Origin of the sequence: Pseudomonas sp. NGC7, assembly GCF_047159675.1 — a bacterium.
Classification (GTDB): Bacteria; Pseudomonadota; Gammaproteobacteria; order Pseudomonadales; family Pseudomonadaceae; genus Aquipseudomonas; species Aquipseudomonas kermanshahensis.
The window spans coordinates 6,225,453-6,248,130 of the sequence record NZ_BAAFZY010000001.1; the positions used below are offsets into that span (position 1 = coordinate 6,225,453).

Consider the following 22,678-nt stretch of genomic DNA (forward strand, 5'->3'; position numbering starts at 1 on the left):
CGCGATCCTAAATTAATTTAAGGTTTTTCAAGATCAAATGTCCTCTCATTGCGTAGCATTTCAGATTTTCAGCAGCGCCGACGATTCTAACTACATTCGTATGCCTCAAAAGCAGCTCGAAACCACGCTCTACATGCACCAGGTGCACACGCTCGCCTCCAACCTTGAGAAATTCACTGCTGGCCCTGCCAAAGCACGCGCTCAATACCCATGGGCCACACGATTCGCTATGGGCCATCCCCTCGCCCCCTGGCAGCGGCCGGCTGTATGGACGGACGAGCAGAAGGTCAGGTTCATTACGTCGATTTGGTTGGGGGCAGACCTTGGTTCGTACCTGGTCAATGACTGGTATGCGTATGCCGATCGCACTGGAGCGTTTGCGATCAATAGCGAGGTGTTGTTGGACGGCCAGCAGCGTCTGACAGCCCTGGAGGACTACCTACTTGGCGAGTTTGGAGTCCCAGATGAGTCGGGCCAGGTGAGGTATTGGTCGGAGCTCGGAAATGTCGAGCGCCGGCGTTTTCTGAACATGCCTTTCGCTCAGGCTCGGGTGCACTCGAGCGATGAAGCTGCTCTGCGACAGGCCTACGATCTTAGAGCGTTTGGCGGCACGCCACATACTGAGGATCAGCGGGCTACAAGGTAGCCCGTCTATTAAGGGTGGCGCCGATATGGGCATCACCCTTTCCATTTGTCTCTTGAAATAGTCAGGGCTCCCAGACCGGCAGAGTCGACTTGCCCGGCTTATCGATCACGATCGCCAGGCTCTGTTTTGCACGCGTTGCTGCTACGTAGAACGCGGCCGCAGACATAGCTTCAAGGCACGTCTCCTTCTGGATGAAAGCTGCGATGGGCCCTGTAGGCACGACTAGCACACGCTCGAACGTAGCGCCTTTAGAGACCTTGAAATTCATGAAGTCGAGGGTGAACTCCTTCCCCGATGCCACTGTGGCACGAAGGCATTGCGGCCGGTACCGCTCTACATATTGGTCAACGTGCTTCGAGTGCACCAGGAACACACCGTCATGGTCAGAGACCTCGTGGTTCTCCGAGGTTGTGCCAGGAAAACCCCAAGACTCATCAAAAATGGTGTCAGAGAACGTTGCGATCTCCGTCCGGCATCGATAGGTGACCGTCGCGTAATTGATACTCAACAGCCCTCCTTGCTCACGTTCCTGAAACCATTCGAGAGCGCCGGCATAGCCATACTGCTTATTCTTCTGCCCCCTCGGGTTCGTCGACAGCACTGCCTGGCGGACATCACCGACCATGCGTACGTCTATTCGAGAGTGCAGCAGATCATGGATGATCTCCCAGTCGTAACCACTCAGATCCTGAACCTCGTCGATCAGAATTTCGTCGTAAAGGTGCTCTAGGCGACGAATCAGCGCAGGTGTTTCTACCATTAGCTCGCGCGCCAGGCGGCCGAGCTCGCAGCCGTAGACCTGGTTGCTTCCATCCATAAACCTTTGCTTGCCCTGGGCGAACCTGTAGGGGCGTCCTTCGAAATTAAAGCCCCCTACCCGTTCTCCTGGGAATTTCACCGGCAGGAACGGCTTCGCAAAGTGGCGAAGCAAAAACGTGTACCAACCCAGCACCTCGATGTTGTGTAGATCACCAGCCTGTGCTCGAAGACGTTGGGAAAGCTCCTGCTGATTTGTCTGGGTAAACGTGGCGACAAGGACGCGGCGATCACTGGGCAGTCCTTTGCAGTGATCTACGAGGCCCTGGGTTTTTCTCCCGCCGGCGACCGCGAGTGTCAGATGGTTAGGCATCGTGAATGAACCCCGCTGCGGCCTTCATGTAAGGAGGTGGGCTGAGGGCTTCGTCAGACACGGCAATCCGAATCGCCCCTTCCGTTTTCTCGCGTGTCATCCACGTCAGCAAGTCGGCTGAGTCTTTGATGCCCAACGTCTTCCGTAACTGAGGCTCACCGTTGGCGGTGATGAGTTGCGGCTCTAGCGTTTTGCCATGGGCAACGTCGCCGATGAACAGATCTCTGCGCTTCGCTTCCAGCCACTTCTCAACTGGTTCACGCAGCTCTTTTGGATCAATGCCATCGTTGTCTCGCATGACGGCGACCGGCTTGTTGATGGCAGCACAAAGTTCTAGGCACCGAGCCAGTGCCAACCCGCGCATGCTGATGACATCAACGCCATGGGCCATCGGGCGAGCCCCGTAGAGATCCTGATATACACGTTCGAAGATGATCTCATCGGATGGCCCCTCAACCAGGACGACCTTTTTCGCTAGCACTAGGCGGAGGGTGTCGTAGCCCGGGAGCTTTTGAAAATAACTCACCGTTGTCGGATCGAGCTCGGTAATCTTGGCCGCGCTGTTGCGGTGGAGTAGTAGCAACGCGTTGAGGCCGAGTCGATTCAAGACGTAGGTGTTGTGAGTTGAAATGAAAAGCTGCTGCTCCTCCGTGGCCAGGTCTTCGACACGGTTGAGAAGTGTCGTTAGGCTGGTGTGTGAGAGGTGGTTTTCAGGCTCCTCGATCATCACGATTTTCACGCTTGAAGAGTGCCGCTTCATCGCGAGGGAGATCTTGATTGCGGCTTGCTGCCCCTGGCCAGCCATCGCGAACGGAAGACCATCGACGTGAGGAGTGACCACGCTATCCCAGGATGTCCGGGACGTTTGATCCATTGCCAACGCCATAGGCTCAGACTGCAGTGCAGCGCCGAGACCCCCGAGCCGCTTGTTCACCGGCGCCAGCGCTCCTTCAGTCATGGATGCTTTCACGCCTCGATAGTCCAGCGAGATTTGCGCCTTCTCGGCTGACTCCAGATGATCGCTCAGGATTTGTCGAAGGTGGTAGTCAACCCCAGCAGCGGACTTAACCGTCCGAGAATCGATCGTGGCCACCGATAGCGCCCGCGGGCGCCGAGTGAGCTCGTTGTCAGCAAACGATCGCCATTCATAGGTGTAATACTCAACGGGCAGCAGGGGTGAAGGATCCTTGAGCCACTGATCCAGCTCGTCCTGGTATTCCTCGTTCGGGAAAATGGAGAGGAATACCCCCGGGCACGCGTTGGTCGGCACGTCCGCATTCACCGCACCGAGTAGTACCTGAAGATCAGCTATGTCCTGCAGGTAAAGCTCGATCAGAATCTCTGGGAGCTTGGGTGTCTTGCCTGCATTCCGGAGTGCCAGAAACTCAGCCACCATTTGAGTGTTGAACCAGTGTGGGTTCAATTCTTCGAGGATCCCTCGCCCACTTATCCGGCCGTTCAGCGCCAGCGAAATGGCCTCCATCAATGTCGACTTCCCAGCGTCATTGTCACCGACCAGGATGTTTACGCCCGGATTGGGCTTGAGCTCGAAATCTTTGTAGATGCGGTACCCACGGATACGAATTTTTGTGATCACAGTCGACGTTCCTTGGCGAAGTGCTTTTGCATGGCGCTTTGATGGCCGTGTGGCGTGATGCTATAAGCGAACCTCGAACGTTGTCGACACCGTCACTCCCACTCCCCCCGGCAATACACGCACAGGATCTGCGCATGACCACTCCTCATTACTCAAGCCGCAAAGCGTTTATCGAATCCTTGGGAGCGACGTGTAAGAACTGGACTTGGAGCTGGTCGTTTGTGAATCACCAGGAGCGCAAGATCATTTTTGGCGCATGGGATATCCACATAAGTGGCGGTCGTTCACTCATCCTCAGTGAGGATTGGGAAATCGAGAATGGGCGTCGTAACCATGGTTACCCGCAGAGCGTGGAGCATCTCAGGCTGGTTGGCGAGGAAGGATACGAACTCTATACGTTCAAGATTACACACTCAGATGAGCGCCAGGATGAGGACGGTGCGGGCCCTGCAAAGATCAAAGACTTTGAGCGCTCCATCATTCGTAAGTGGCTACTGAAGCAGGATGGCGAGTGGTTTGCGTGCGACGAGCCACCGATTCCAGCACTCCCTGAAGAGGTCAGTCAGCCCGAGTTGTACCTTGAGGGCGCCGTCCGAGAGGTCAAGGTTAATGCCTATGAGCGTAGCGCTCAGGCTAGGGCCGCATGCATTGATCACCACAATGCGGTTTGCGCTGCGTGCGAATTCGACTTCGGACTGGTTTATGGCGAGGTTGCCGAGGGGCTCATCCATGTCCACCACATCGTTCCTCTGAGTACGATCGGCGCCGAGTACAAGCTTGATCCGATAAAGGATCTGATCCCGCTGTGCCCGAACTGCCATGCGGTGGTGCATCGTGGATCCGAGGTTATGAGCATTGAGACGCTTAAAGAGCACCTGGCTGAAGCAAAGCGGCGCTCTGCCCTAGCGGCCCGACCTCATGGTTTGTAACGCGATTTTCGGAATGTAACGTTGCCGATGTTACATTCCAGAAACTACGTTACAAATCCGGGCCTGTGGGCTCGTCATCAGGTGGCTGCTGCAGCAATAGGTGCAAAAGCTCAGTCGGAACTGGCCGCATCCCGATGTGCCTGAAGAAGAGTCATCTCCCTCCCCCATTCCTCGACGAATTTCTCCAAATCATCTAAGTATGGGCCCGCGGCAACTCGGGTAGACCCGATGCTCGCTTGGGCGAATCGCTCCCGCCAAGGCATCGGGATCGTATGCTCGTCAACGACCAAGCGGCCTGAGGATCGAGGAGATTTAGTGACCAGTTCGAGGAGATGTTTGCAGGACAAGGACACGTGGCAAAGGTCGCGCTCGACCAGATCCAGCTCCTGGAGGACAACTACCGCTTTAGGGTCGCCAGGGCGGAGATCGGAGAGAGCCCAAAGTAGCCGTCTGAATCGACGCTCGACTTCAATAAGATCGGCCAAGGTTTTACCCCTCCTCACTCAGGCCGGCTTGCACCTGGTTGGCCTTGATGGCTTTGGCTGCTGCCTGTCCTCCTCGCTTGGTAAGGTCAATTCCGATGACCTTGATGTCAGCAACACCGGGATATTTAGGAGCCAGGGACTTCCATTCATCCTGCAGCGCAATGACGAGATCGTCAAAAGCTAGTCGGCCCTTCGAAGTCGCCCAGTGTTTTTGGCTTCCTTGATTGACCACGAGAAAGATCCCACAGCTAGACCGTGAGTCACGCAGGTAGTCACCACCCAGTTGATTCTCAAGGCGTTCGAACAACCGCGAACCAGGCCATTTATCCGCGAGCTTGAGTTCAATGGGCACGGGCCCATCAAATCGGCTGCTATGCAGTCTGAAATCCGGACGCTTGTCGTCTGCGAGCTGCTCCTCTTGTGATATGACGTAGCGCCCTGCTGCCCGCTCTCTACACCAGTTTCCGATGTGTTTTCGAAGCGAATTCTCTTGATTAGCTGGCAGCAGGAGCTCAGCGATGCTTGAGTCACCATTCTCCAAGTCGTGCTTCAAATCTTGAAGGCGGTCAATCGCAAGGTTCCACAGCTCGCGGTGGCTAGCCGGTATCTTTTCAAGCCGGTTCTGGAAGTCGACAACATCCGCTGGCTCCCAAGGCTTGGATTTTGAATCAGCTGTAGCTCTTTGCTCGGTGTAGAACGCGCTCCATGCCCGAAGGCGTTGTGCTGGATGCTCCCGGGCAATCTTCTCGAGTGCGAGGAAAGCTTCGCGGCCAGGAGTGTCCCGGATGATGTTCAGGAGTCCATTTCTTGCGTCCTGAGCGTCATCACGCAGACCAGGTGAATAGACGCCCTTTCCTAGGCGATCGATATCGTCCTCAACCCGTATGTACTTGCTTGCCAGTAGATACAAATGCGCAGCATGGTGAGGGGTTTTGTACTGTTGGCGGCATCGGCTTCCGTGACGGTTGCCTGCGATAACCGTCAAGCAGAGCATCACGAGTCTTGTCTTGTCCTCATCGAATTCCAGTGCTGCGAGATGTTGTTCTAGAGCCGGGATTGCAACCATTGGCTGCGTCCCGATCCAAGCAGCGAACCATGTGGCTGCGATCTCGGGCGCGCTACTGGGGAGAGTCATCACACTGGCCAACCTCGAAATCACGTCATCAGCGATGAGCGAATCATTCAAGATGCTCAGCGTCAGCTGAAGTCCGGCGACGCTTTCGAGTGGTTTCTCCAGCCGCAAGATGAGTGACGGGGCGATATGGTCGAACATCCAGGTGCCACCCCTTCGCACCTTTTCTAGTATGCAATGGTGGTGCGACTCACCTGGGGCTGCACTGAGTTCGCTTTCGATTTCTTGGAGGACGAGTGCCGCAACAACCTTAGAATGGTGAGAGAACAGGTCAGATAGCCAGGAGGGAAAGCCGTAGAGGTCGAGTAAGCCAAAGCGCGCCGCAGTCTCAGCCTCGGCGGCGGGCATCTGCGAAAAAAGATTTGGCTGTTCACTGACCTCTATCGCAAGCCCGGTTAGCCCGAATGCCACGGTCTCTGATGGTACAAAGGCGTGCCCTCCTTCACTTGGCAATTTCTGAGGGGCAGTCCTCCAAAACCTGATAGCGCCTTCACGGAAGGCCTTGGCGACAGATTCTCCAAACTCTGGAATAAGGGAAGCCCAGTCACCCTGTGACTTCCTGCCTGTGCCTGTAGCCAGTGAGCGCTTCTTGCGCTCAAGGGTATATTGGGCTTTGGTGATAGCGCCTGGCGTGGTGGAGCCAAGCAAGCATGCAAGATTGCCGGCCAAACGCTCCTTCCAAGCGTCCCACTCTGCTTGCTCCTTGGCAGCTTGACGTTCCTGCTTCTCCTTCAGCTCCGCTTGACGACGCTCAAACTTGGTCATCTCGCTGGGCTGAGGTTCGCTGAGCTGCTTCAGCTTTGAATGAAGCTCCAGGCGACCCTTGGATGAGGTTTCAAGCTGCTTGAGCCACGTAGCTGGACGGCCAGCTTGCTGGTAGATGTGAAACGCCAGACTCAACGCCATGAGTTGGTCATCGAGTTCTGTCTTCTGGGTAATGTCAGCGCATGCACACTCGAAATTCTGGGTATTGTATGTCCAAAGATGCTGGAAACCGCCGAGATCCCAGGTGTCGGCGATAGCTTTGTCCGCGCTATTGCGCGTTTCGACGACATCATGCCAGAACAGCTGATGATCCATCTCCGGCCACGTTGGCACGACTTCCCTCACCTCAGTGATCGCACACCTGTCTGCAAGGTCGTTGTAGCTGTCTAGGCGAGAAAGCTTTCGCAGCACAGAAAGCACGCGCGGTGCCATAGCCCTCGCATCGTTGGTTTTCAGCAGGCGCAGCGCGGCCTGAGCTGCAGGTTCTGCCAGCCAGGAGAAACGTTTAGAGATTTCGCAGTACCCGCGGTCAATTGCGGGAGCCTTGTCAAAAAGCTCATCGACGCCTTCAAGAAATAGGTGGAGGAGCTCTTTTGGGCATGCGTCTATGATCTCGGAGATCGCGAAAGCGAGCTCATCGCTGCTGCTGTAGGTTGGCTTACGTGCAGAGCGTGCCAGAGAGTCCAAAAGCCACTGTGTCCAGACCTCGTCCATCGGCAGGTCTTCTATCAGCTCTGCTAAACAATCACGTACGAACTTGGTGGTTCGCGCCAGCATTTCAATTCTCAGGCTGGCGATCTCGTCAGCGGAACCTGCCTCTTTGACAGCGCGGATCGCAGCCACCTTGACGCGGGCGTCCTTGGTGTTAAGGGCGAACTCCCTGGCTTCAGGAGCTAGGGCATCCATCTTGCCCTGGGCAACCATCTCAAGCAGGAATGCAACGATGTGACTGTGCTCGCAGTATTCGGCAAGAAGCTCTTTTATAACTTCCGCGAGATCGGTGTGCGCGAACAACTGCACGGCCGTGTGCTCAGTGACTGTCCAATCATGTGCAGGTCGGGCCAGCGCCTTACACACTTGCTGAAGAATTACGCGCCTAGAGTCGCTCGGGAGATGTCTAGGATCACCGTCCTCGAAGAAAATCTCTGGAGCGACCCGGATAGCTCGATCTCGAGTGCGCTCATCAAGCAAGGCGAGCCACGGCAACACAGGTCGCATCGTTGGTTCTATGACCTCACGGCCATACTGGGTCTTGAAAAATAGGCCTTCGATTTTGACGCGAGAGGCTTCGTTCAGGAGTTGATTGTGTAGCCACTCAGCAGTGAGGTACTCCCGGACGGAGCGATGGTGAAAGCGCGTAGTGCCATAGATTCCTTTATCGAAGATCGGCCGGCTGAGCAGCGCTTCGCATTCAGTCTCAGTCCAATCGCCGAGAATCCCATCTAACGGCATCCCTCGGGTGTTTCGGTTTCCATCTGGAATTCGAATAGCGGATGTTTGGGCCAACGTAGTAGCCAAAGCGACCAGTCTGGCACCGTTGCGGAGCTTATTTGGGGCAATCGGCTTGGCATGTGATCTATTTGAATCATGCTCCTGAAGCCGCCGCTCAATGCTGCTGCGCATCAGCTCGTAGCGAGACCCAATTTTTCCGTGAGATTTCCAGAAGAGGACGAGCTCGAGGAAATCCAATGGACGGGTTGTGAGTGAGCTCGCTTCAGTTCGCTCAATAGCAGCTTTGAAGCTATCCACGTCCTCAACGCCCTTAGCTCTTAAGAACGTGTCAATTTGCTCTCCCTGGATGTCGTCCAGGGTGACAAGCATGAAGGGACTTGCGGCGTCTGTGCTTTCTGCTGGCTCATCGGAGCTTGTCGCGAACGGAAACTCTCTTTGGCACAGTGCAAGATCAGTTTTGGGACGCCAGGCAGATAGCCTGCTGGTGATAACGATGTGAGCGTTGTCTCCAGCCTTCCTTGCGAACAAGCTAATCTTTCGTATGGCCAGTTCGAAGTCGAGCGGGCTGCGCAGCTTCGCTTCATCAACTGAATCCAGAAGGATCCACCCCTCTGCTCCTGAGGTGCTCCAGCTTATAAATTCTTCATGCGTGCCTTCTTCGAATGCGCCCTCGAAGAAGTCTTTGACATGCTCTATTCGCAGGAAGAATGCTGGCTTTCCTGCGCTCCGGAGCTGACGAGCGACATTCCTGATCTCCTCGGTCTTACCTGAACCTGCCTCGGATAGCAGAATCACACGATGATGATTTAACAGGTCAGGCCAAAGGAGATTTCCTGCTCTGCTATGCCTGGCATTTAGGTCTGCGTCGTCGCTGACGTCTGAATCCAGAACGATTTTCGAGAAGGTACGATTGAGTTGAATGAAGGCGTCCGATTGCCCGTTCATAGGTGGATCTCAAGCAGGTCAGGTGCAGTCCCGAACTGGGCTGCAGAGGCTCTGCCATCCTACCTGAATTGGCGCCAGCATCGGTGCTAAGCCAGCTTGGTCGACTCAACTACACCTGCGATAGGGGTTACGCGCTTTCCTTGGTAACGCAGCGTACGCTAATGGCGTGTCGGAGACCGTCCACCGAGCGCTTCAAGCTGGTAGTCTGTAACTGACTGAAATGCGTATTCGGCCTTCAGACGGAGGCGCTCCACCTCAGCTTCAGGCCTCCCATCCGCTTTGGCTTGATCGTAGCGTTTCATGGCCGCTATGGCCTGCTGATACAAAGGATCATCGGGCAGGACTGGTTGCCGTTTTTTTCGCTGCATATGCTCATCTCACATTGCTTCCGCCCTGCTAATAGGTGCTGCGGTCTTGTCTCAGCACGGGCTCAGAAGGCTGAAGGATCGGCCGGCGGAACCGGCCGATCTAGCTGTCAGATCAAGGCAGCACACACCTGATCTACGACTTGCCAATTGCCTCGACTAAGGTAACCGGGATGGTAGGTGCGGTAGGTCTTGATGGGCAAAGACCTATGGATTACCTGCGCGAACGCACGCTGACTATGGCCTCCCACGGGAGCCCATTCCAAGTTAGAAAATTCGAGCTCGAGGTATCGGTCATAGTCTGGGCCAGTGAAGAACACAACCGCATCCGGGCGAAGGATTTCGATCTCTCGCGTCAGCAACTGATATGAAGCACGCCAGATGTCATCCGCCTCCTGTTCGGTACCGTTTTTGACGATGCTCGTCCCATTCACAGCGGTTTTGAATAGGTTGGTGTAGAGAACCTTCGTCCCGAAGCCCTCTGCTTTATCACCAACCGCCGTCCTGATTTGACGATACGCACGCCAAAACGGGCTGTTGACGTTACCTGGCTGATGTCGAGAAAACTCGAACGCACGGTAGCCGTGAATCATCGCCTCTACGCTATTGGGGATGCTCAGGTAATCATCAATGCCCTTGATTGGTGGGAATGGCCACTCGTAGTAGTCGCCTGGCTGGAAGTCCCAGCCTAGCGTTTCCTGACCAACAACCAGCACGCGATTGGTAGCCTCACTCCACCCATCTGGAACGTCCATCAGAATCAAAGGCTCTACTCCCGAGCGGGGAAAGCCTTGAAGCTCGTGTAAGGTTGATTTATGCGCACTGTATAGCGCCTGCAAACGAGATCGAGTGGAGCTGAGTCGCCATTTAGTGCCCTCCTCATCCGGTAAGATCGCGCCCTCAGATGCAAGACGTGCCACGGTGTCTGCTGCTCTTTGGTATCCGAATCCGGCTATTCGCTGGATCATCGAAATGCCAAACGAATCGTGCGCTTCCAGGCGAGACAGCAACTCCAGATCTTCCATCAACAGATTCCTTCCATGTGGGGTCAATTCTTTGATCTTGATTATGTCGTTCTGACTGGGAACGGCGCGAGCCATCAGCCTGGTGATCGACTCCACACCGTCCCTCATCCGTTTGGCGGCAACAGAGTTTGCAGAGTGAACTAGGATCAGGGGCGGAGTGAGATTTCCTAGCGCCACTTCTTGCTCGATCCACGTGATTACGTCGTAGCCTGTACCACGCTCGTCATCGCCCAGATCATGATCAAGGCTAAGTACCTCGACCTGCTGACTCTGCAGCAGCTGAATGACTTCGTCTGGCCAGTAAGCTCTCGTCCAGCCGGCCGGCTCAGGACGTTGATCATCTAAATAGACCTTCATTGCAACCCACCTTTTTCACCTCAGGAATGGGTGGAAGCCCTTAAGGGGGTCGATTTGTGACAGGCAATCAGATTTTTTTTTCGTCCAGCCATGCGCAATTCTCGAAATCACAGCCTGCTTCAGTGGCAACTCAGCTCTGTGCCGCCCACTACCGTCAATTTTTGATGAGCTCCTCGGCAATCACCGCCAGCTGGCCACCGACCCTGTCCTTCAGAACCTCAATGAACCGGGTGATTTTAGCGTCGATGAACTGCCGCGATGAGTACACCGCGTAAACGTTCCGCTCCTCAGTGAAGTAATCGGGAAGCACACGGATCAGTTTTCCCGCCCGCAGGTCGTCGATGGCTGCGAATCCCGCGAGCAAGCCGATACCCGCACCGCCTCTGACAGCGACAGACATAGCCTCCATGTCATTCACACTGAAGCCTGGCCCGCTGGGGATGAACGTTGCATCGCCCATTCGACTCTTGAGCTGCCACTCATCTCGGGCGTAATCGACGGTACCTAGCAACAGGCATCGATGATCAACCAGATCCGCAGGTGTCTCGGGTGCTCCATGGTTCGCTAGGTAATCTGGCGATGCCACCAACACGCAGTGGCTGACTCCAATTTTCTGGCTCACATAGCTTGAGTCTGGCAGCACCCTGGCGATCTGAATCGATACGTCCAACTGGTCTTCCAGCAGATTCGGCATACGCTGCGAGAGCATCAAGTCGACCGTTACGTCACCAAACGCCTTGCGGTACTCCAGTGCGGCCTCAGTAACAAGGTGTCGAGCAAGGCCAGGCACACAATGGACGCGGAGAGTGCCTCGTGGTTGGAGCAATGCATTGCTCGCTTCTGCTTCAGCGTTTTCCAGGTCGGCCAGGATAACGGTGCAGCGCTCATAGAATCGTCTGCCCGCATCGGTGAGCGACAAGCGCCGGGTCGAGCGGTGCAGCAATCGTGTATCGAGCATCTGTTCGAGCGCTGACACAGCCCGCGACACATTCCCCACCGTGGAGTCGAGGTGATTGGCCACTGCCGTAAAGCTACCCATCTCAACGACCTTCACGAACACCGACATATTAGAAAACTTGTCCATGCCCTCTTCCCCTGTGCCGGCTAATTCACGTGTCACTGTGTGCAAATCGGTGTCCTTTTGAAAGCGATTTTACCTTTTCGCACAACAATCATTCCCTTCAGCTTGGCTAAATCCATCCCGGCGACCTCCATAGACTCAATTCCACGGGCCGGCGCCAGCCACCGTCTACCAAGTCCTGCGTAGCTTCGCAGCGCAGGTCAACCAGAGAACCCTATGAAGGTCACAGCCATGAACACACCCTATGACTCGCTCTATCTTTTTATTGGCGGCAAATGGATCGACGCAGACGGCCGCAAAACGGCGACCGTCAGAAACCCCGCAACTGAAGAAATCATCGGTCAGGTGCCGCTGGCCACTGGTGACGAGCTCAATCTGGCCCTTGAGGTGGCACAGCGAGGGTTTGAGCAATGGCGCAACACGGTTCCAGCTGAGCGTGCCCGGGTTCTCAAACGCGCTGCCGACTTGATCCTGGAACGTGCGGCACACATTGCTGCCCAGATGACGCTGGAAGAAGGCAAGCCCATTGGCGAGGCCATGGATGAGGTCACCCGGGCTGCAGAGTATTTCGAATGGTTCGCTGAAAGTGCGCGTCGCATCGATGGCCGTGTGGTACCAGCCAACCGCCCCGGTGTGCTGCAACTGGTCAAGCGCCAGCCTATAGGCCCCGTTGCTGCTTTCACCCCCTGGAACTTCCCGGCCATCACGCCGGCGCGCAAATTGTCTGCCGCGCTTGCCGCCGGTTGCAGCGTCATTCTCAAACCTGGTGAGGAAAGCCCCTCCACTGCCCTCGCCCTTGCTCGTGCCTTGGATGATGCTGGGTTGCCAAAAGGTGTGCTGCAAGTCGTGTTTGGTGTGCCTGATGAGGTCTCGAGTCAGTTGATCGCTTCCCCGATTATTCGCAAAGTGACCTTCACGGGCTCTGTGCCCATTGGCCGTCTGTTGTCGAGTCGCGCAGCCGAAGGCGTGAAGCCGATCACGCTCGAGCTGGGCGGGCATGGCCCAGTGCTGGTGTTCGACGATGCCGACGTGGAGCGAGCCGCGGTGGAAGGCGTCGCCAACCGCTTCCGCGGTACTGGCCAGGTCTGCATTTCTTCAACCCGTTTCCTGGTTCAACGGGGTGTCTACGAGCAATTCGTCGACCACTTCGTGGCTGCTACTAAAGCACTGAGGGTTGGAAACGGCATGCACCCCCATACGCAGGTCGGGCCACTCGCCAATCTGCGACAACTGAACAAGATGGAGGAACTGGTGGCTGATGCCGTGGCCAAGGGGGCTCAGGTATTGGCCGGCGGTGAGGCGTTACCTGGCCCGGGCTTCTTCTTCGCGCCAACGGTGTTGGCCGAGGTGCCGATGGATGCCCGCATCATGCATGAAGAGCCGTTCGGCCCCATCGCTATCGTGATGCCATTCGATGGCCTGGCTGATGGATTGGCCGAAGCTAACCGCTTGCCCTATGGCCTGTCGGCCTATGCCTTCACCACCAATGCACGGACGGCCATCGATGTTGCCGATGGTTTGGAGGCCGGCATGATCGGAATCAATCAATACCGCATCGTCGCTACAGAGCTTCCCTTCGGCGGCACCAAGGAGAGCGGTCACGGCTCGGAAGGCGGCATCGAAGGTATCGAGCACTATCTCACCAACAAATTCATCAGCCAAGTTTGAGGAGCCGTCCCATGACAGGTCTCAACTTTACAAGCCCTCGTGAGGCGGCTAGAGCTTTTACGCCGAAACTCTCGGCGTTCATTGACTCAACGCTTTACCCGGAGGTTTGGGGCGACACCTCGCTGTCACCACGTGACCGCAGTCTCATTACCATCGCGGCACTGGTTGCTGGCGGTCATTCCGATGAGTTGCCGGCGCATCTGCGGCGGGGTGTTGCCAACGGCATAACGCGTGAAGAGCTTGCCGGAGCCATTACCCACCTCTCCTTCTATGCAGGACTTCCTGCAGCGATCACGGCATCTGCCATCGCCCATTCCACGCTCGTTGACTCGGAGCCTTTGAACCCATGAAAGCGATCACATTTGAAACCTTTGGCGGCCCTGAAGTGCTCCAAGTGAGTGAGGTACCCGTGCCGGAAGTCCGCCCCGCCGACCTGCTGGTTCGCGTGCATGCTGCCGGCGTGAATCGAGCTGATTTAACCCATCGTACCGGTGGATATGGACGTCCCAATTTCGGTGACTCGCTGATCATCGGCCTGGAAATTTCGGGTGAGGTGATCGAGATAGGCAGTGAGGTATCAGGCTATCAAGTCGGCGATCGCGTGATGGGGGTTGTGGGGGGCGGCGCCTATGCCGAAATCGCGCGTATCGATTACCGCATGGCAATGCCGATCCCTGCTGCACTCGACTACGTGCATGCTGCAGCGATCCCGGAAGTCTTTGTAACCGCTCACGAAGCGATGATCCACTTAGCGAAACTGAAACACGGCGAGTCGGTACTCATCCATGCTGCAGCTGGTGGCGTTGGCTCAGCAGCCGTGCAGCTTGCTTATGCCACAGGCGCCAAGGTCTTTGCCACCGCCGAGGGCGGCAAGATGTCCCGCGTCGAGAACTTGGGAGCCGACTTCGCCATCGACTACAAAACGCAGGACTTCGCCCAGGTCGTCGCAAAGCACACCGATGGGCAAGGCGTGGATGTCATCATCGATTTTGTAGGTGAGGCCTACTTCAGCAGGAATATCAACTCGCTCGCCAAGGGTGGCCGCCTGGTACAGGTCGGTATTCTGGGTGGGGGTGGTGAAGTGAACCTCAAGTTGGAAGACGTTCTATACCGCCACCTGCAGATCATCGGCACAGTGATGAAGTCGCGCACACAGTCTGAAAAACATGCGATGGTCAGACGCTTCCGCGAACACTGGCTTGATCGTTTTGAGGGAGGAGGCAGTCTCGAGCCCGTGGTTGATAGCACCTTCCCATTGGCGAAAGCCGCGGATGCTCACCGTAAAATGGAAGCCTCACTCAATGTCGGCAAGATCATTCTGACGATGCCACCGGCACCTGATTCAATTTCATTCACTCAATTTTGACGGAGCATGGGAGATTCTGAAGCCATCCCTACGTATATTGACCTTGCCCGCCTAGCTGCGGGCTTTTCCCCATCGGTTCGGGGCCTTTCAACGGTTGAGCCATCTGCGTCCCGGCCAAGACGGTCGTGTAATACACCAGCCGTATTCTCGCTTTGGACGACAGTTCCCACTCGACAGGTGAGTGACAGTTGCCCATCGATTAAGACCGCTCGGGGAGGCGTAAACGGCCTTTAACGCCCCTTCGACCACACCGCTCGGTGGGGTCATGGCGCGCATCGAGACAGACATGGCCTAGTTCGAAACTACCATCTTGGCCCTATGGGGCTAGTCCAAGCGTAGCTACAGTGGGCCCCAACGAAGACCAATCCACTGTGAGTAGCTACCCATGAACAACCGCCTCGATTACTTCAAGCTGTCTCCCCAAGCGTCCAACAAACTGGTGGAGCTCACCCTGCAACTGAGCAAGAAACCGCCACTGGCCGATCTTGCCCACCTGATCATGTTGCGCGCTTCGCAGCTCAACGGCTGTGCGTTCTGCGTGGATATGCATGTGAAAGAGGCCAAGATCCATGGCGAGCGCGAGCTGCGTCTTCACCACGTGGCCGTCTGGCGTGAGTCACAGCTGTTTTCGCCAGCAGAGCGGGCGGCGCTGGAGTGGACTGAAGCCCTGACCCAACTGCCGCCTCATGGTATCTCCAACAGCCTGTATGCGAGTGCGCGTGAGCAGTTTTCCGAGCAGGAGCTGTCGGATTTGTCGTTCCTGATCGTCGCGATCAATGGCTGGAATCGCCTCAATGTGGCTTTCCAGGCGATCCCGGGCTCGTCCGATGAACTGTTCGGCCTGAACAAGGCCAACCTCAACTGAGTAACTTGCTGATCAACGCGCCAAGCTGCTCGCCTGGAGCAGTCGTGGCGCAGTTGGTAAAACTCAGGAGCAGACCTGACTGACGCTGCGATGAGGCAGCCCAGCGCGACAACGCTTGTACCGACATGCCCCTTGCCAGCACCTGCTCGGCCAGGGCGGTGTCGCTTACGTCCTCCGGCAATCGCAGTACCAGGTGCATGCCGCCTGGCGAGCGTTCCATCTGCATACCCTTCGGTAAACTCCGCTCCAGTGCTTCGATGGTCAATGCCCGTCGCTCGTTGTAGAGGCGGCGCATGCGTTGGATATGCCGAGCGAAGTGTCCCTCAGCAACGAACTGCGCCACCAAAGCCTGGGTAATTGACGGTGACCCGGCAGCAAACAAGGCACGGCCGACGCGCTCGAACGCTGCCACCTGCGCCTGCGGCACCACCAGATAAGCCAGGCGAATACCGGGAAACAGCACCTTGCTGAAGGTGCCGGCATACAGCACGCGCCCATGGCGATCCAAGCTGGCCAGCGCTGGAAGTGGACGGCTGACGTAGCGGTACTCGCCGTCGTAATCGTCCTCGACAATCCAGCCACCGGTGCGGGCAGCCCAATCGAGTAGCAGTTGCCGGCGTGGCAGCGACAGTGCCATCGACAGCGGGCTCTGATGCCCAGGTGTCACCATGGCGACCTGAGCAGCCCGAGAACCCGCGATGGCGTGTTCTACATTCATACCATCGGCATCAACCGGCACCGCTTCCAGCTCCAGGCCGAACTGGCGAAGCACCTGGCGCGTAGTGGGATAGCCCGGGTCTTCCACCCAGGCGCACTCGCCTGGCTGCAACAGGGTATGTGCGAATAAGGACAGGCTATTGCGCCAACCGCTGGTGATAAACACCTGATGGGCACCGCAATCGATACCTCGGGACACCTGCAGATACGAAGCAATGGCGCTACGCAACGCTGCCAGGCCGTGGGGTGCCGGATAGTCCAGATCTCCCAGTCGCATCCCACGGAGATACCGAGCACCTAGACGCGCCCATATCTTGCGCGGAAATGCATCCAGCGCCGGTACCCCCATCTGGAACGGCAACAGCTGCGGTGGACGCCAGAGCGAATCAGGCGCGTCTTCGATCACTTGGCTGCTGACTGGTAATGCGGTGGCCGCTGACACAGGCTTCTGCAGTTCAGGATTGATTACGGTGCCTTTCTGCCCGAGCGCCAGGAGGTACCCCTCGCTGGCCAGCAGCGAATAGGCCAGTTCGACGGTGCCACGGGCCACCCCCAGCTCCTTAGCCATGGCGCGCGCCGACGGCAAGCGGTCACCGGGGGACAACGTGCCAGCGGCAACGGCGGCCAGCACGCGGTCGTACAGTTGACGATACAGGGGCAAGGCGGACTGCTCTTCCAAGGGAGCAAAAGGCGGCTTGGGGGAGGTCATCATGGCCTAGTTCATATCCCATTTCTTGGCTCAATCAAGTGGGTCAATGGTAGTCCAATATAGCGCCATCACCTACTCATGAGGGCGACTCCCATGACATTCCCTTTGCACAACTTCATACCCAGCGTGCTCGACCTGGCCGACACGGCCCTGCGTCCCCTGGACAGCACCCATGACCTGTGCAGCGCATTCCCGGTAATGCAGCAATTGCGCCCTCATCTGACGAGCGAAGCCGACTTCGTCAGCCGCATCGAGCGTATGCGCGTTGAAGGCTATCGCCTGATTGGCGCTTATGACTCAGGCGTTCTTGTGGCACTGGCTGGTTACCGCTTACAGGAAAACCTGGTCTACGGCGCATTCCTGTATGTCGATGACCTTGTAACCGCCGAGGCTCAGCGGGGTGGCCAGTGGGGGTCGCGCTTATTGCAAGCCTTGGAACGACTGGCGCGCGCCAGCGGTTGTGCACGCCTGGTGCTCGACACGGGTTTGGCCAACGCCCGCGCGCAACGTTTCTACTTCCGCGAAGGCCTGTTGACGGGTGCACTGCGCTTTCAAAAACAGTTCGATACCCCGTAACCCGCACGCACATCCAAGGAGGCAAACCCCATGACATCGTCCCAACAGCCACTTGCTCCTTTGCGCATTCTTCGCCTGGTAGCCAGCCCCAATGCAGAGGCTTCGGAAAGTCTGAAACTGTCCCAGCAGATCCTGTTTGCCTTAGCCAGTCAGGCCGGCAGAAGGGGTATCCAGTTGACCGATTTAGACCTCAACACCTTGGCCCCAGTCGATGCGCCTTACGCCCAGGCGCTAGCCAATCAGCGCGTAGTCATAGCAAGCGGTCAGGAGGGTACGTTGAGCCGTTCCGACGAGTTGATCGACCAGCTGCAGGCATGCGACGTACTGCTGATTGCCACGCCGATGCACAACTACAGCGTGCCCGCCCCACTCAAGATGTGGATCGACCAGGTGGTACGCGTGGGCAAAACGTTTCTGGGCACCGCCAAAGGCAAAGTCGGATCGCTGACGGATCGTCCGGTTTACGTCGCAATAGCTTGCGGGGGCTACATCAGCGGCCAGCATGCCCGTCAACCCGACTTTCTGCGACCCTACCTGTCCGCCGTCCTCGCCACCATCGGTCTCAATCACGTGTACTACTTCACCGTGGAAGGTACCGCCAAGGGTGTGGAGTCACTGAATACTGGGAGGGAAACAGGGTACGGTGAGGTGCAGACGTTCTTTGGTAGGGATAGCCATGGTGTGGATCAAGTCTGCACGCTTTAAGACCATCTTCGAATTCAAGCGTATAGGTTTGCACATCAGCTGGGCGGTGTGCCGTCAAGCGGCAATCCGCATGTCACGCTTTTCATTGCTCAAAGAAAGGAAAAGAAATCATGAGTCGACTCAATTGGTTTGAAGCTTCGCCTAGTGCAGCCAAGGCCCTTGGCGGGCTGCATCATTTCGTGACCACCGCGACAAATTTGCCAGCCCCGTTGATTCACCTGGTGTTTCTCAGGGTGTCTCAAATCAACGGCTGCGCCCATTGCATCGATCTGCACTCACGCGATCTGATCAAAGCAGGTATGTCAGTGGACAAGGTGCTGTTAGTACCGGTATGGCATGAAGCGCACTATTTGTTCTCGGATCAGGAGCGCTCAGCATTGGCCTGGGCAGAAGAAGTCACGCGTGTAAGCGAGACACATGTATCCGACGGAGCTTATGCAGCAGCATCAACGATGTTTGCAGAAAAGGATCTTGTCGACCTGACAGCGGCTATTGCCGCAATGAACGCTTTCAACCGTATGGGCGTCAGCTTCCGACTAAAGCCTGCGGCTAGAGCTTGATGGCATAGACATTTAATATGTTAAAGCATACTTTAGTGATCACCTAGATCGTCTCCTACAGTCGGGCTCTGTCTGTTAGCTGTCTTTCGAGGGTAGCAATTTTGGGTCAACACCTAGCGGTCGCGAACTAATACTATCGATACAGTGTATGAAACGCCGGAATGTACATGGCGATGTTGACAATAGAGGCCCGTGCATAGGAGCGGGCCGCTCAGAGAGCAACTCCCGCCTCGTTCAGTTCTCCAGTTCGTCTTTGATGATCTTACCGTCGTGAGTATCAACCTGGAATTCGTACTGCTTGCCGTCAGCCTTGATGCGCTCGCCTTCCCAGTGACCATCGTCGGCCTCGATCTTGGTGATCTGCGTGTAGCCAGCACCTTTCAGCGTCGCCTCAGCCTGATCTTTGTTCACCTTCCAGTCAGCACCGGGCGTATCAGCCCATGCGGAAGAAGCGCCCATAGCACCAACCAATGCAAGGCCGGTGAAAAGTCGAGTCATCGCTTTCATCATTAACATCCTTTTTGTTGTGAATGTGAACATGCGACCTGGCCCTAACGATCCGGGTTCAGGCGAAGAGTTCGTGTAGAAATTTCATCCGCACCCAGCCCAAGGAGGTGGGCAATCAGCATTACGCGGTGGAAACCTCTATCTGAGACAATCCAAGCAAATCGGCTTGAGCCAGGATGTCGTCAGGCGATGAATCAGCTGCAGGCAGTACAAGGCTGTTTTCACTATCCCCGAAGTGCAGCACGATCAGGTGCATTGCAGCCTCATGACGTCTGAGCTCGTCCTGCTCCAACTCCAGTCGGTACCTCTTCGGCTCTTCAGCCAAGCGATATTGAATGTTGTACGTGGCCATGCTCACCTCAAGGTTTACGGGACTACGAAACCTGACCACCAGGACAACAATCTGTTCCTATGAGGATTGGGCCGCTGGGTTAATACCTGGTCATGTCTGCTACTCGACGATTTGCTGATCGAATGGGGCAAGCGACGAGAGATCCCTCGATAGCAGCGCAGCTGCTGTGGGCTTAAGCATGGTCGGGCTCAGCTGAGCCCACTCTACCCACCTGCAGGCCTCGATCCGCTTTCCTAAGACAACCCGGCAGCCATCAGGTACCTCAGTGGAAAAGAGGTGGTGGAGGATTTTCCCCACTTGGACGGTGCCAGTACCGTGCAGACCGGAGCAATGCAGCGATAGCTCACTCCAAAGTTCGCGCGCAGCTGCAACGATTGGCGCCTCACCTGCAGCGAGTGCCCCACTCGGAAACTTCCACTTGGCGCCCTTTCTGCGCACAAGCAGAACCTTGTCGTTGTGGGTACAGATAATAGTGGCTTTGGCTCTGACTGGGCGATGCTTGGATACGCTCATGACAAATCGCACCTCGATAACGCGCGACATCCTGAACGCTGATGTGACCTTCCATACGATGGATGACCTGACGGATTGAAGTTCAGTTCCGACCAGCATTTTGACGGCTCGAATTACTACCTGCTTTGGAATGTCTCGAAACGTTTGAATGCTCCGGAGTAGAAAGGACGAGCTAGGCTTGCCGTATGGAGATGTGCCGAGGGGCCAAGGATGCGACATCGAGGAGCAGTATTTTGGGCTTGGGCAGATCCTGCCTTGCAACACCATTCGCATCTGGAGTCGCTAGCTGACGGAGCTTGGCTAGACATCCAGGTTCGGTTATCTCGCACTGGCGACACTCAACTGTTTATCGGGATCTACGAGCAATCCGGCCTAGCACGTGTTGAGGAAGCCTATGCAAAGCGGCCAGGTGAGGCAGTAACTCGAGCAATGGCGTGGGGCGCTCGCAGAGGTCGGGCACTCGCTAAAACAGGCTCTGAAAGCAAAGCAGGCACTGTTTAGGTCGACGGAGGGAATCCCATGATTGATCCGATCATGCAGCTAGACGCAGAGTTAGAGTGGCTGGGTCAGATCGCAGACGAGCTCGAACGCCAGGTAGCTATCTGCCCTCTTACTCGGCCAACGCTGATCGCGTGGCTAACGGAGTGGGCAGCAGGGCCTGACGGAAAGGCAGGATTGAAGCGGGAGATCCCTCACCTTCCCCAGGCCTTGAAGTCGGCCTACGCAGAGTGGATTCATCACGGTGGGGGTCGCTGATAATACTGCCAGCGACCACCAATCCGTTGCCTAGGCTTCTACGCTACATGCTTCTCGGCAGGACGCTGCTCGGTCGCCAAGCATCTGGCTCTACCTACCCCCCATGCCAACGCGCGTGTCATCGACTCTCCCGGGCGAGAGTCGTAAGCCTCTTCGTGAAGAGCCATCCCTGAGCCGGCATAGACGCCAATGAACAACTGCGTATGGCCCGTCCGCGACAGCCGCACCTGGATGTCCAGGCTTGTGCCGTCGTCGAGAGTTTCATCGTGAGTTCTATGGTGGAGCGATGGATCAGCCCATTTCCAAAACACATCACCGCGAATCCGCATGCCGCCCTCCTACGACTTTAGTCTTATATGTGGGGTGCCTCTACCATAGCGCAGCGAAGCGGGGACAGCACCACCGCCGAGCGGATTATGGATCCGAAATATGACGGGATGTGAATGGTGGTGGAGAAGCAGAACCGAGCGGCTAATTGGCTTCGAGGTACCCCACCCTTTTAAAAGCCTTCTCAAGGTTGCTCCTGAGTGCCGACTTACACCACCTACCAACAGTAATCAGCGCTCCATGTGATCTGAGCCTGGCAGCATCCAGCTCCACCTGCCGTCCGCGCTTTCTCATCACAATTCTCGACTCCGCCGCCAGATGCAGGCTCCCATCATCAGCGTTGGGTAGCTGAGTTTCCCGAGCTGAACCAGCTTGACTGTGCACCGTGATTTGCCGGGAGCGCAGTGCTTCATAGGCAGTGCGCAACAGGCGCCGAGCCAGGCCTCGGTCTTTTGATGAGCCTGCATCACTTCCTATGACCAGACACGCTGCCGCAAATACCTCGGCAATCAACTGCTCGGCCTGATCTTGATTCTGATGTCGCATGGATTCTTCTTCCGTTTCCGAGGAATGCCTTGGGCTTCGACGGGACACCTGACAAAGCCCCCAAAATTGCAGACCTCCGCTACCTTCACTTGAAAACCCTCACTGTGGGCCCTCTCTTCCTGAGCAATCGGCTCATGCACCTATATCGCGCCGTCTGAACTTTTGAGGCTTCCATTTGCCATCCGTTCAGAGGGAGGGCAAATTCATGAGCCAAGCGAAAGAAATGCATTCCACCGTTATCTGCCTGCGGGAAGGAACGATCCTATTCGTGCGCAAGGAGGCTCTCGAATGGTCTCTGCCAGGCGGCAAGATTGAACCGGGGGAACAACCAGTAGAGGCAGCCCGCCGAGAGTTGCGGGAAGAAACAACGCTGCCCCTAGGAGGTGAGCAGTTCCTGGGGCACTTCGTCTTTGAAAGCGAGGAGCACTACCTTTACCGCATGACGGTCATCGTCTCCATGCGCCCACCGCCATCGGATGAAATCGTTGAGTGTCGCTGGTTCACACTGGAGGAGCTGCAGCAGGTGGCGGTCAAACCTACCAATTTGAAACTGCTCAAACGCGTAGGGCCGCTCTTTCAGGAGTAACTCGATTACACCAGCCA

The 22,678-nt window shown here is 56.4% G+C and carries 21 protein-coding genes; 11 read left to right on the forward strand and 10 right to left on the reverse strand.

Annotation, left to right across the window (positions count from 1 at the left end; all coding sequences use genetic code 11):
- Window positions 1-229 precede the first annotated feature (229 nt).
- A complete protein-coding gene (locus tag ACMCNM_RS27870) occupies window positions 230-646 on the forward strand; it encodes a DUF262 domain-containing protein (RefSeq protein ID WP_276216597.1) in 417 nt (138 codons plus the stop codon).
- Window positions 647-707: 61 nt separating this feature from the next.
- Here the strand turns inward: ACMCNM_RS27870 and ACMCNM_RS27875 are convergent, their stop codons facing one another.
- Window positions 708-1,775, reverse strand: coding sequence for a UvrD-helicase domain-containing protein (locus ACMCNM_RS27875; protein ID WP_276216589.1), 1,068 nt, complete (start codon window positions 1,773-1,775; stop codon window positions 708-710).
- Window positions 1,768-3,372: an ATP-dependent nuclease gene (locus ACMCNM_RS27880; RefSeq protein WP_276216588.1), complete on the reverse strand. Its 1,605-nt coding sequence runs from the start codon at window positions 3,370-3,372 to the stop codon at window positions 1,768-1,770. Before ACMCNM_RS27880 ends, ACMCNM_RS27875 begins: the two co-directional genes overlap by 8 nt.
- A 134-nt stretch (window positions 3,373-3,506) precedes the next feature.
- Here ACMCNM_RS27880 and ACMCNM_RS27885 point away from each other — a divergent pair, with 134 nt between their 5' ends.
- Window positions 3,507-4,301: an HNH endonuclease gene (locus ACMCNM_RS27885; protein WP_286099860.1), complete on the forward strand. Its 795-nt coding sequence runs from the start codon at window positions 3,507-3,509 to the stop codon at window positions 4,299-4,301.
- Window positions 4,302-4,790: 489 nt separating this feature from the next.
- On the opposite strand, the gene ACMCNM_RS27890 is transcribed toward ACMCNM_RS27885, so the two are convergent.
- From ACMCNM_RS27890 to ACMCNM_RS27900, 3 genes are all read right to left on the reverse strand, one after another.
- Window positions 4,791-9,080 (reverse strand): NACHT domain-containing protein, encoded by a 4,290-nt coding sequence (locus ACMCNM_RS27890; RefSeq protein WP_412765804.1) that lies wholly within the window; start codon window positions 9,078-9,080, stop codon window positions 4,791-4,793.
- 475 nt (window positions 9,081-9,555) lie between these two features.
- Window positions 9,556-10,827 (reverse strand): cyclic-phosphate processing receiver domain-containing protein, encoded by a 1,272-nt coding sequence (locus ACMCNM_RS27895; protein WP_276216583.1) that lies wholly within the window; start codon window positions 10,825-10,827, stop codon window positions 9,556-9,558.
- 154 nt (window positions 10,828-10,981) lie between these two features.
- Complete coding sequence (locus ACMCNM_RS27900; protein ID WP_412765805.1) at window positions 10,982-11,911, reverse strand: LysR family transcriptional regulator; 930 nt, start codon at window positions 11,909-11,911, stop codon at window positions 10,982-10,984.
- Window positions 11,912-12,139: 228 nt separating this feature from the next.
- On the opposite strand from ACMCNM_RS27900, the gene ACMCNM_RS27905 reads away from it, so the two are divergent.
- The 4 genes from ACMCNM_RS27905 to ACMCNM_RS27920 all read left to right on the forward strand — a co-directional run bounded on the left by ACMCNM_RS27905 (window position 12,140) and on the right by ACMCNM_RS27920 (window position 15,807).
- Complete coding sequence (locus tag ACMCNM_RS27905; RefSeq protein ID WP_221100626.1) at window positions 12,140-13,576, forward strand: NAD-dependent succinate-semialdehyde dehydrogenase; 1,437 nt, start codon at window positions 12,140-12,142, stop codon at window positions 13,574-13,576.
- A gap of 11 nt (window positions 13,577-13,587) precedes the next feature.
- Complete coding sequence (locus ACMCNM_RS27910) at window positions 13,588-13,926, forward strand: carboxymuconolactone decarboxylase family protein (RefSeq protein WP_221100625.1); 339 nt, start codon at window positions 13,588-13,590, stop codon at window positions 13,924-13,926.
- Window positions 13,923-14,942 (forward strand): NAD(P)H-quinone oxidoreductase, encoded by a 1,020-nt coding sequence (locus ACMCNM_RS27915; RefSeq protein ID WP_412765806.1) that lies wholly within the window; start codon window positions 13,923-13,925, stop codon window positions 14,940-14,942. Before ACMCNM_RS27910 ends, ACMCNM_RS27915 begins: the two co-directional genes overlap by 4 nt.
- A 385-nt stretch (window positions 14,943-15,327) precedes the next feature.
- Window positions 15,328-15,807 (forward strand): carboxymuconolactone decarboxylase family protein, encoded by a 480-nt coding sequence (locus tag ACMCNM_RS27920; RefSeq protein WP_412765807.1) that lies wholly within the window; start codon window positions 15,328-15,330, stop codon window positions 15,805-15,807.
- On the opposite strand, the gene ACMCNM_RS27925 is transcribed toward ACMCNM_RS27920, so the two are convergent.
- Window positions 15,800-17,236, reverse strand: a complete 1,437-nt coding sequence (locus ACMCNM_RS27925) for a PLP-dependent aminotransferase family protein (protein ID WP_412765808.1) — start codon at window positions 17,234-17,236, stop codon at window positions 15,800-15,802. The genes ACMCNM_RS27920 and ACMCNM_RS27925 overlap by 8 nt on opposite strands.
- A gap of 90 nt (window positions 17,237-17,326) precedes the next feature.
- On the opposite strand from ACMCNM_RS27925, the gene ACMCNM_RS27930 reads away from it, so the two are divergent.
- The 3 genes from ACMCNM_RS27930 to ACMCNM_RS27940 all read left to right on the forward strand — a co-directional run bounded on the left by ACMCNM_RS27930 (window position 17,327) and on the right by ACMCNM_RS27940 (window position 19,074).
- On the forward strand, window positions 17,327-17,809 hold the full coding sequence (locus ACMCNM_RS27930) for a GNAT family N-acetyltransferase (protein WP_099454507.1): 483 nt from the start codon (window positions 17,327-17,329) through the stop codon (window positions 17,807-17,809).
- 30 nt (window positions 17,810-17,839) lie between these two features.
- Window positions 17,840-18,514 (forward strand): FMN-dependent NADH-azoreductase, encoded by a 675-nt coding sequence (locus tag ACMCNM_RS27935; protein WP_412765809.1) that lies wholly within the window; start codon window positions 17,840-17,842, stop codon window positions 18,512-18,514.
- A gap of 110 nt (window positions 18,515-18,624) precedes the next feature.
- Window positions 18,625-19,074 (forward strand): carboxymuconolactone decarboxylase family protein, encoded by a 450-nt coding sequence (locus ACMCNM_RS27940; RefSeq protein ID WP_412765810.1) that lies wholly within the window; start codon window positions 18,625-18,627, stop codon window positions 19,072-19,074.
- 234 nt (window positions 19,075-19,308) lie between these two features.
- Here the strand turns inward: ACMCNM_RS27940 and ACMCNM_RS27945 are convergent, their stop codons facing one another.
- The 3 genes from ACMCNM_RS27945 to ACMCNM_RS27955 all read right to left on the reverse strand — a co-directional run bounded on the left by ACMCNM_RS27945 (window position 19,309) and on the right by ACMCNM_RS27955 (window position 20,719).
- Window positions 19,309-19,581, reverse strand: a complete 273-nt coding sequence (locus tag ACMCNM_RS27945; RefSeq protein WP_412765811.1) for a PepSY domain-containing protein — start codon at window positions 19,579-19,581, stop codon at window positions 19,309-19,311.
- A gap of 121 nt (window positions 19,582-19,702) precedes the next feature.
- Entirely contained in the window at window positions 19,703-19,933 is a 231-nt protein-coding gene (locus ACMCNM_RS27950; RefSeq protein ID WP_412765812.1) for a hypothetical protein, read from the reverse strand.
- Window positions 19,934-20,032: 99 nt separating this feature from the next.
- Complete coding sequence (locus ACMCNM_RS27955) at window positions 20,033-20,719, reverse strand: NUDIX hydrolase (protein ID WP_412765813.1); 687 nt, start codon at window positions 20,717-20,719, stop codon at window positions 20,033-20,035.
- Here ACMCNM_RS27955 and ACMCNM_RS27960 point away from each other — a divergent pair.
- Window positions 20,657-20,947: a hypothetical protein gene (locus ACMCNM_RS27960; protein WP_412765814.1), complete on the forward strand. Its 291-nt coding sequence runs from the start codon at window positions 20,657-20,659 to the stop codon at window positions 20,945-20,947. The genes ACMCNM_RS27955 and ACMCNM_RS27960 overlap by 63 nt on opposite strands.
- A gap of 293 nt (window positions 20,948-21,240) precedes the next feature.
- On the opposite strand, the gene ACMCNM_RS27965 is transcribed toward ACMCNM_RS27960, so the two are convergent.
- Window positions 21,241-21,531, reverse strand: coding sequence for a hypothetical protein (locus ACMCNM_RS27965; RefSeq protein ID WP_412765815.1), 291 nt, complete (start codon window positions 21,529-21,531; stop codon window positions 21,241-21,243).
- A gap of 749 nt (window positions 21,532-22,280) precedes the next feature.
- Between ACMCNM_RS27965 and ACMCNM_RS27970 the strand changes: the two genes are divergently transcribed.
- The gene (locus ACMCNM_RS27970) at window positions 22,281-22,661 is read left to right on the forward strand and encodes an NUDIX domain-containing protein (protein WP_412765816.1); all 381 of its coding nucleotides are present in this window, start codon (window positions 22,281-22,283) and stop codon (window positions 22,659-22,661) included.
- Window positions 22,662-22,678 lie beyond the last annotated feature (17 nt).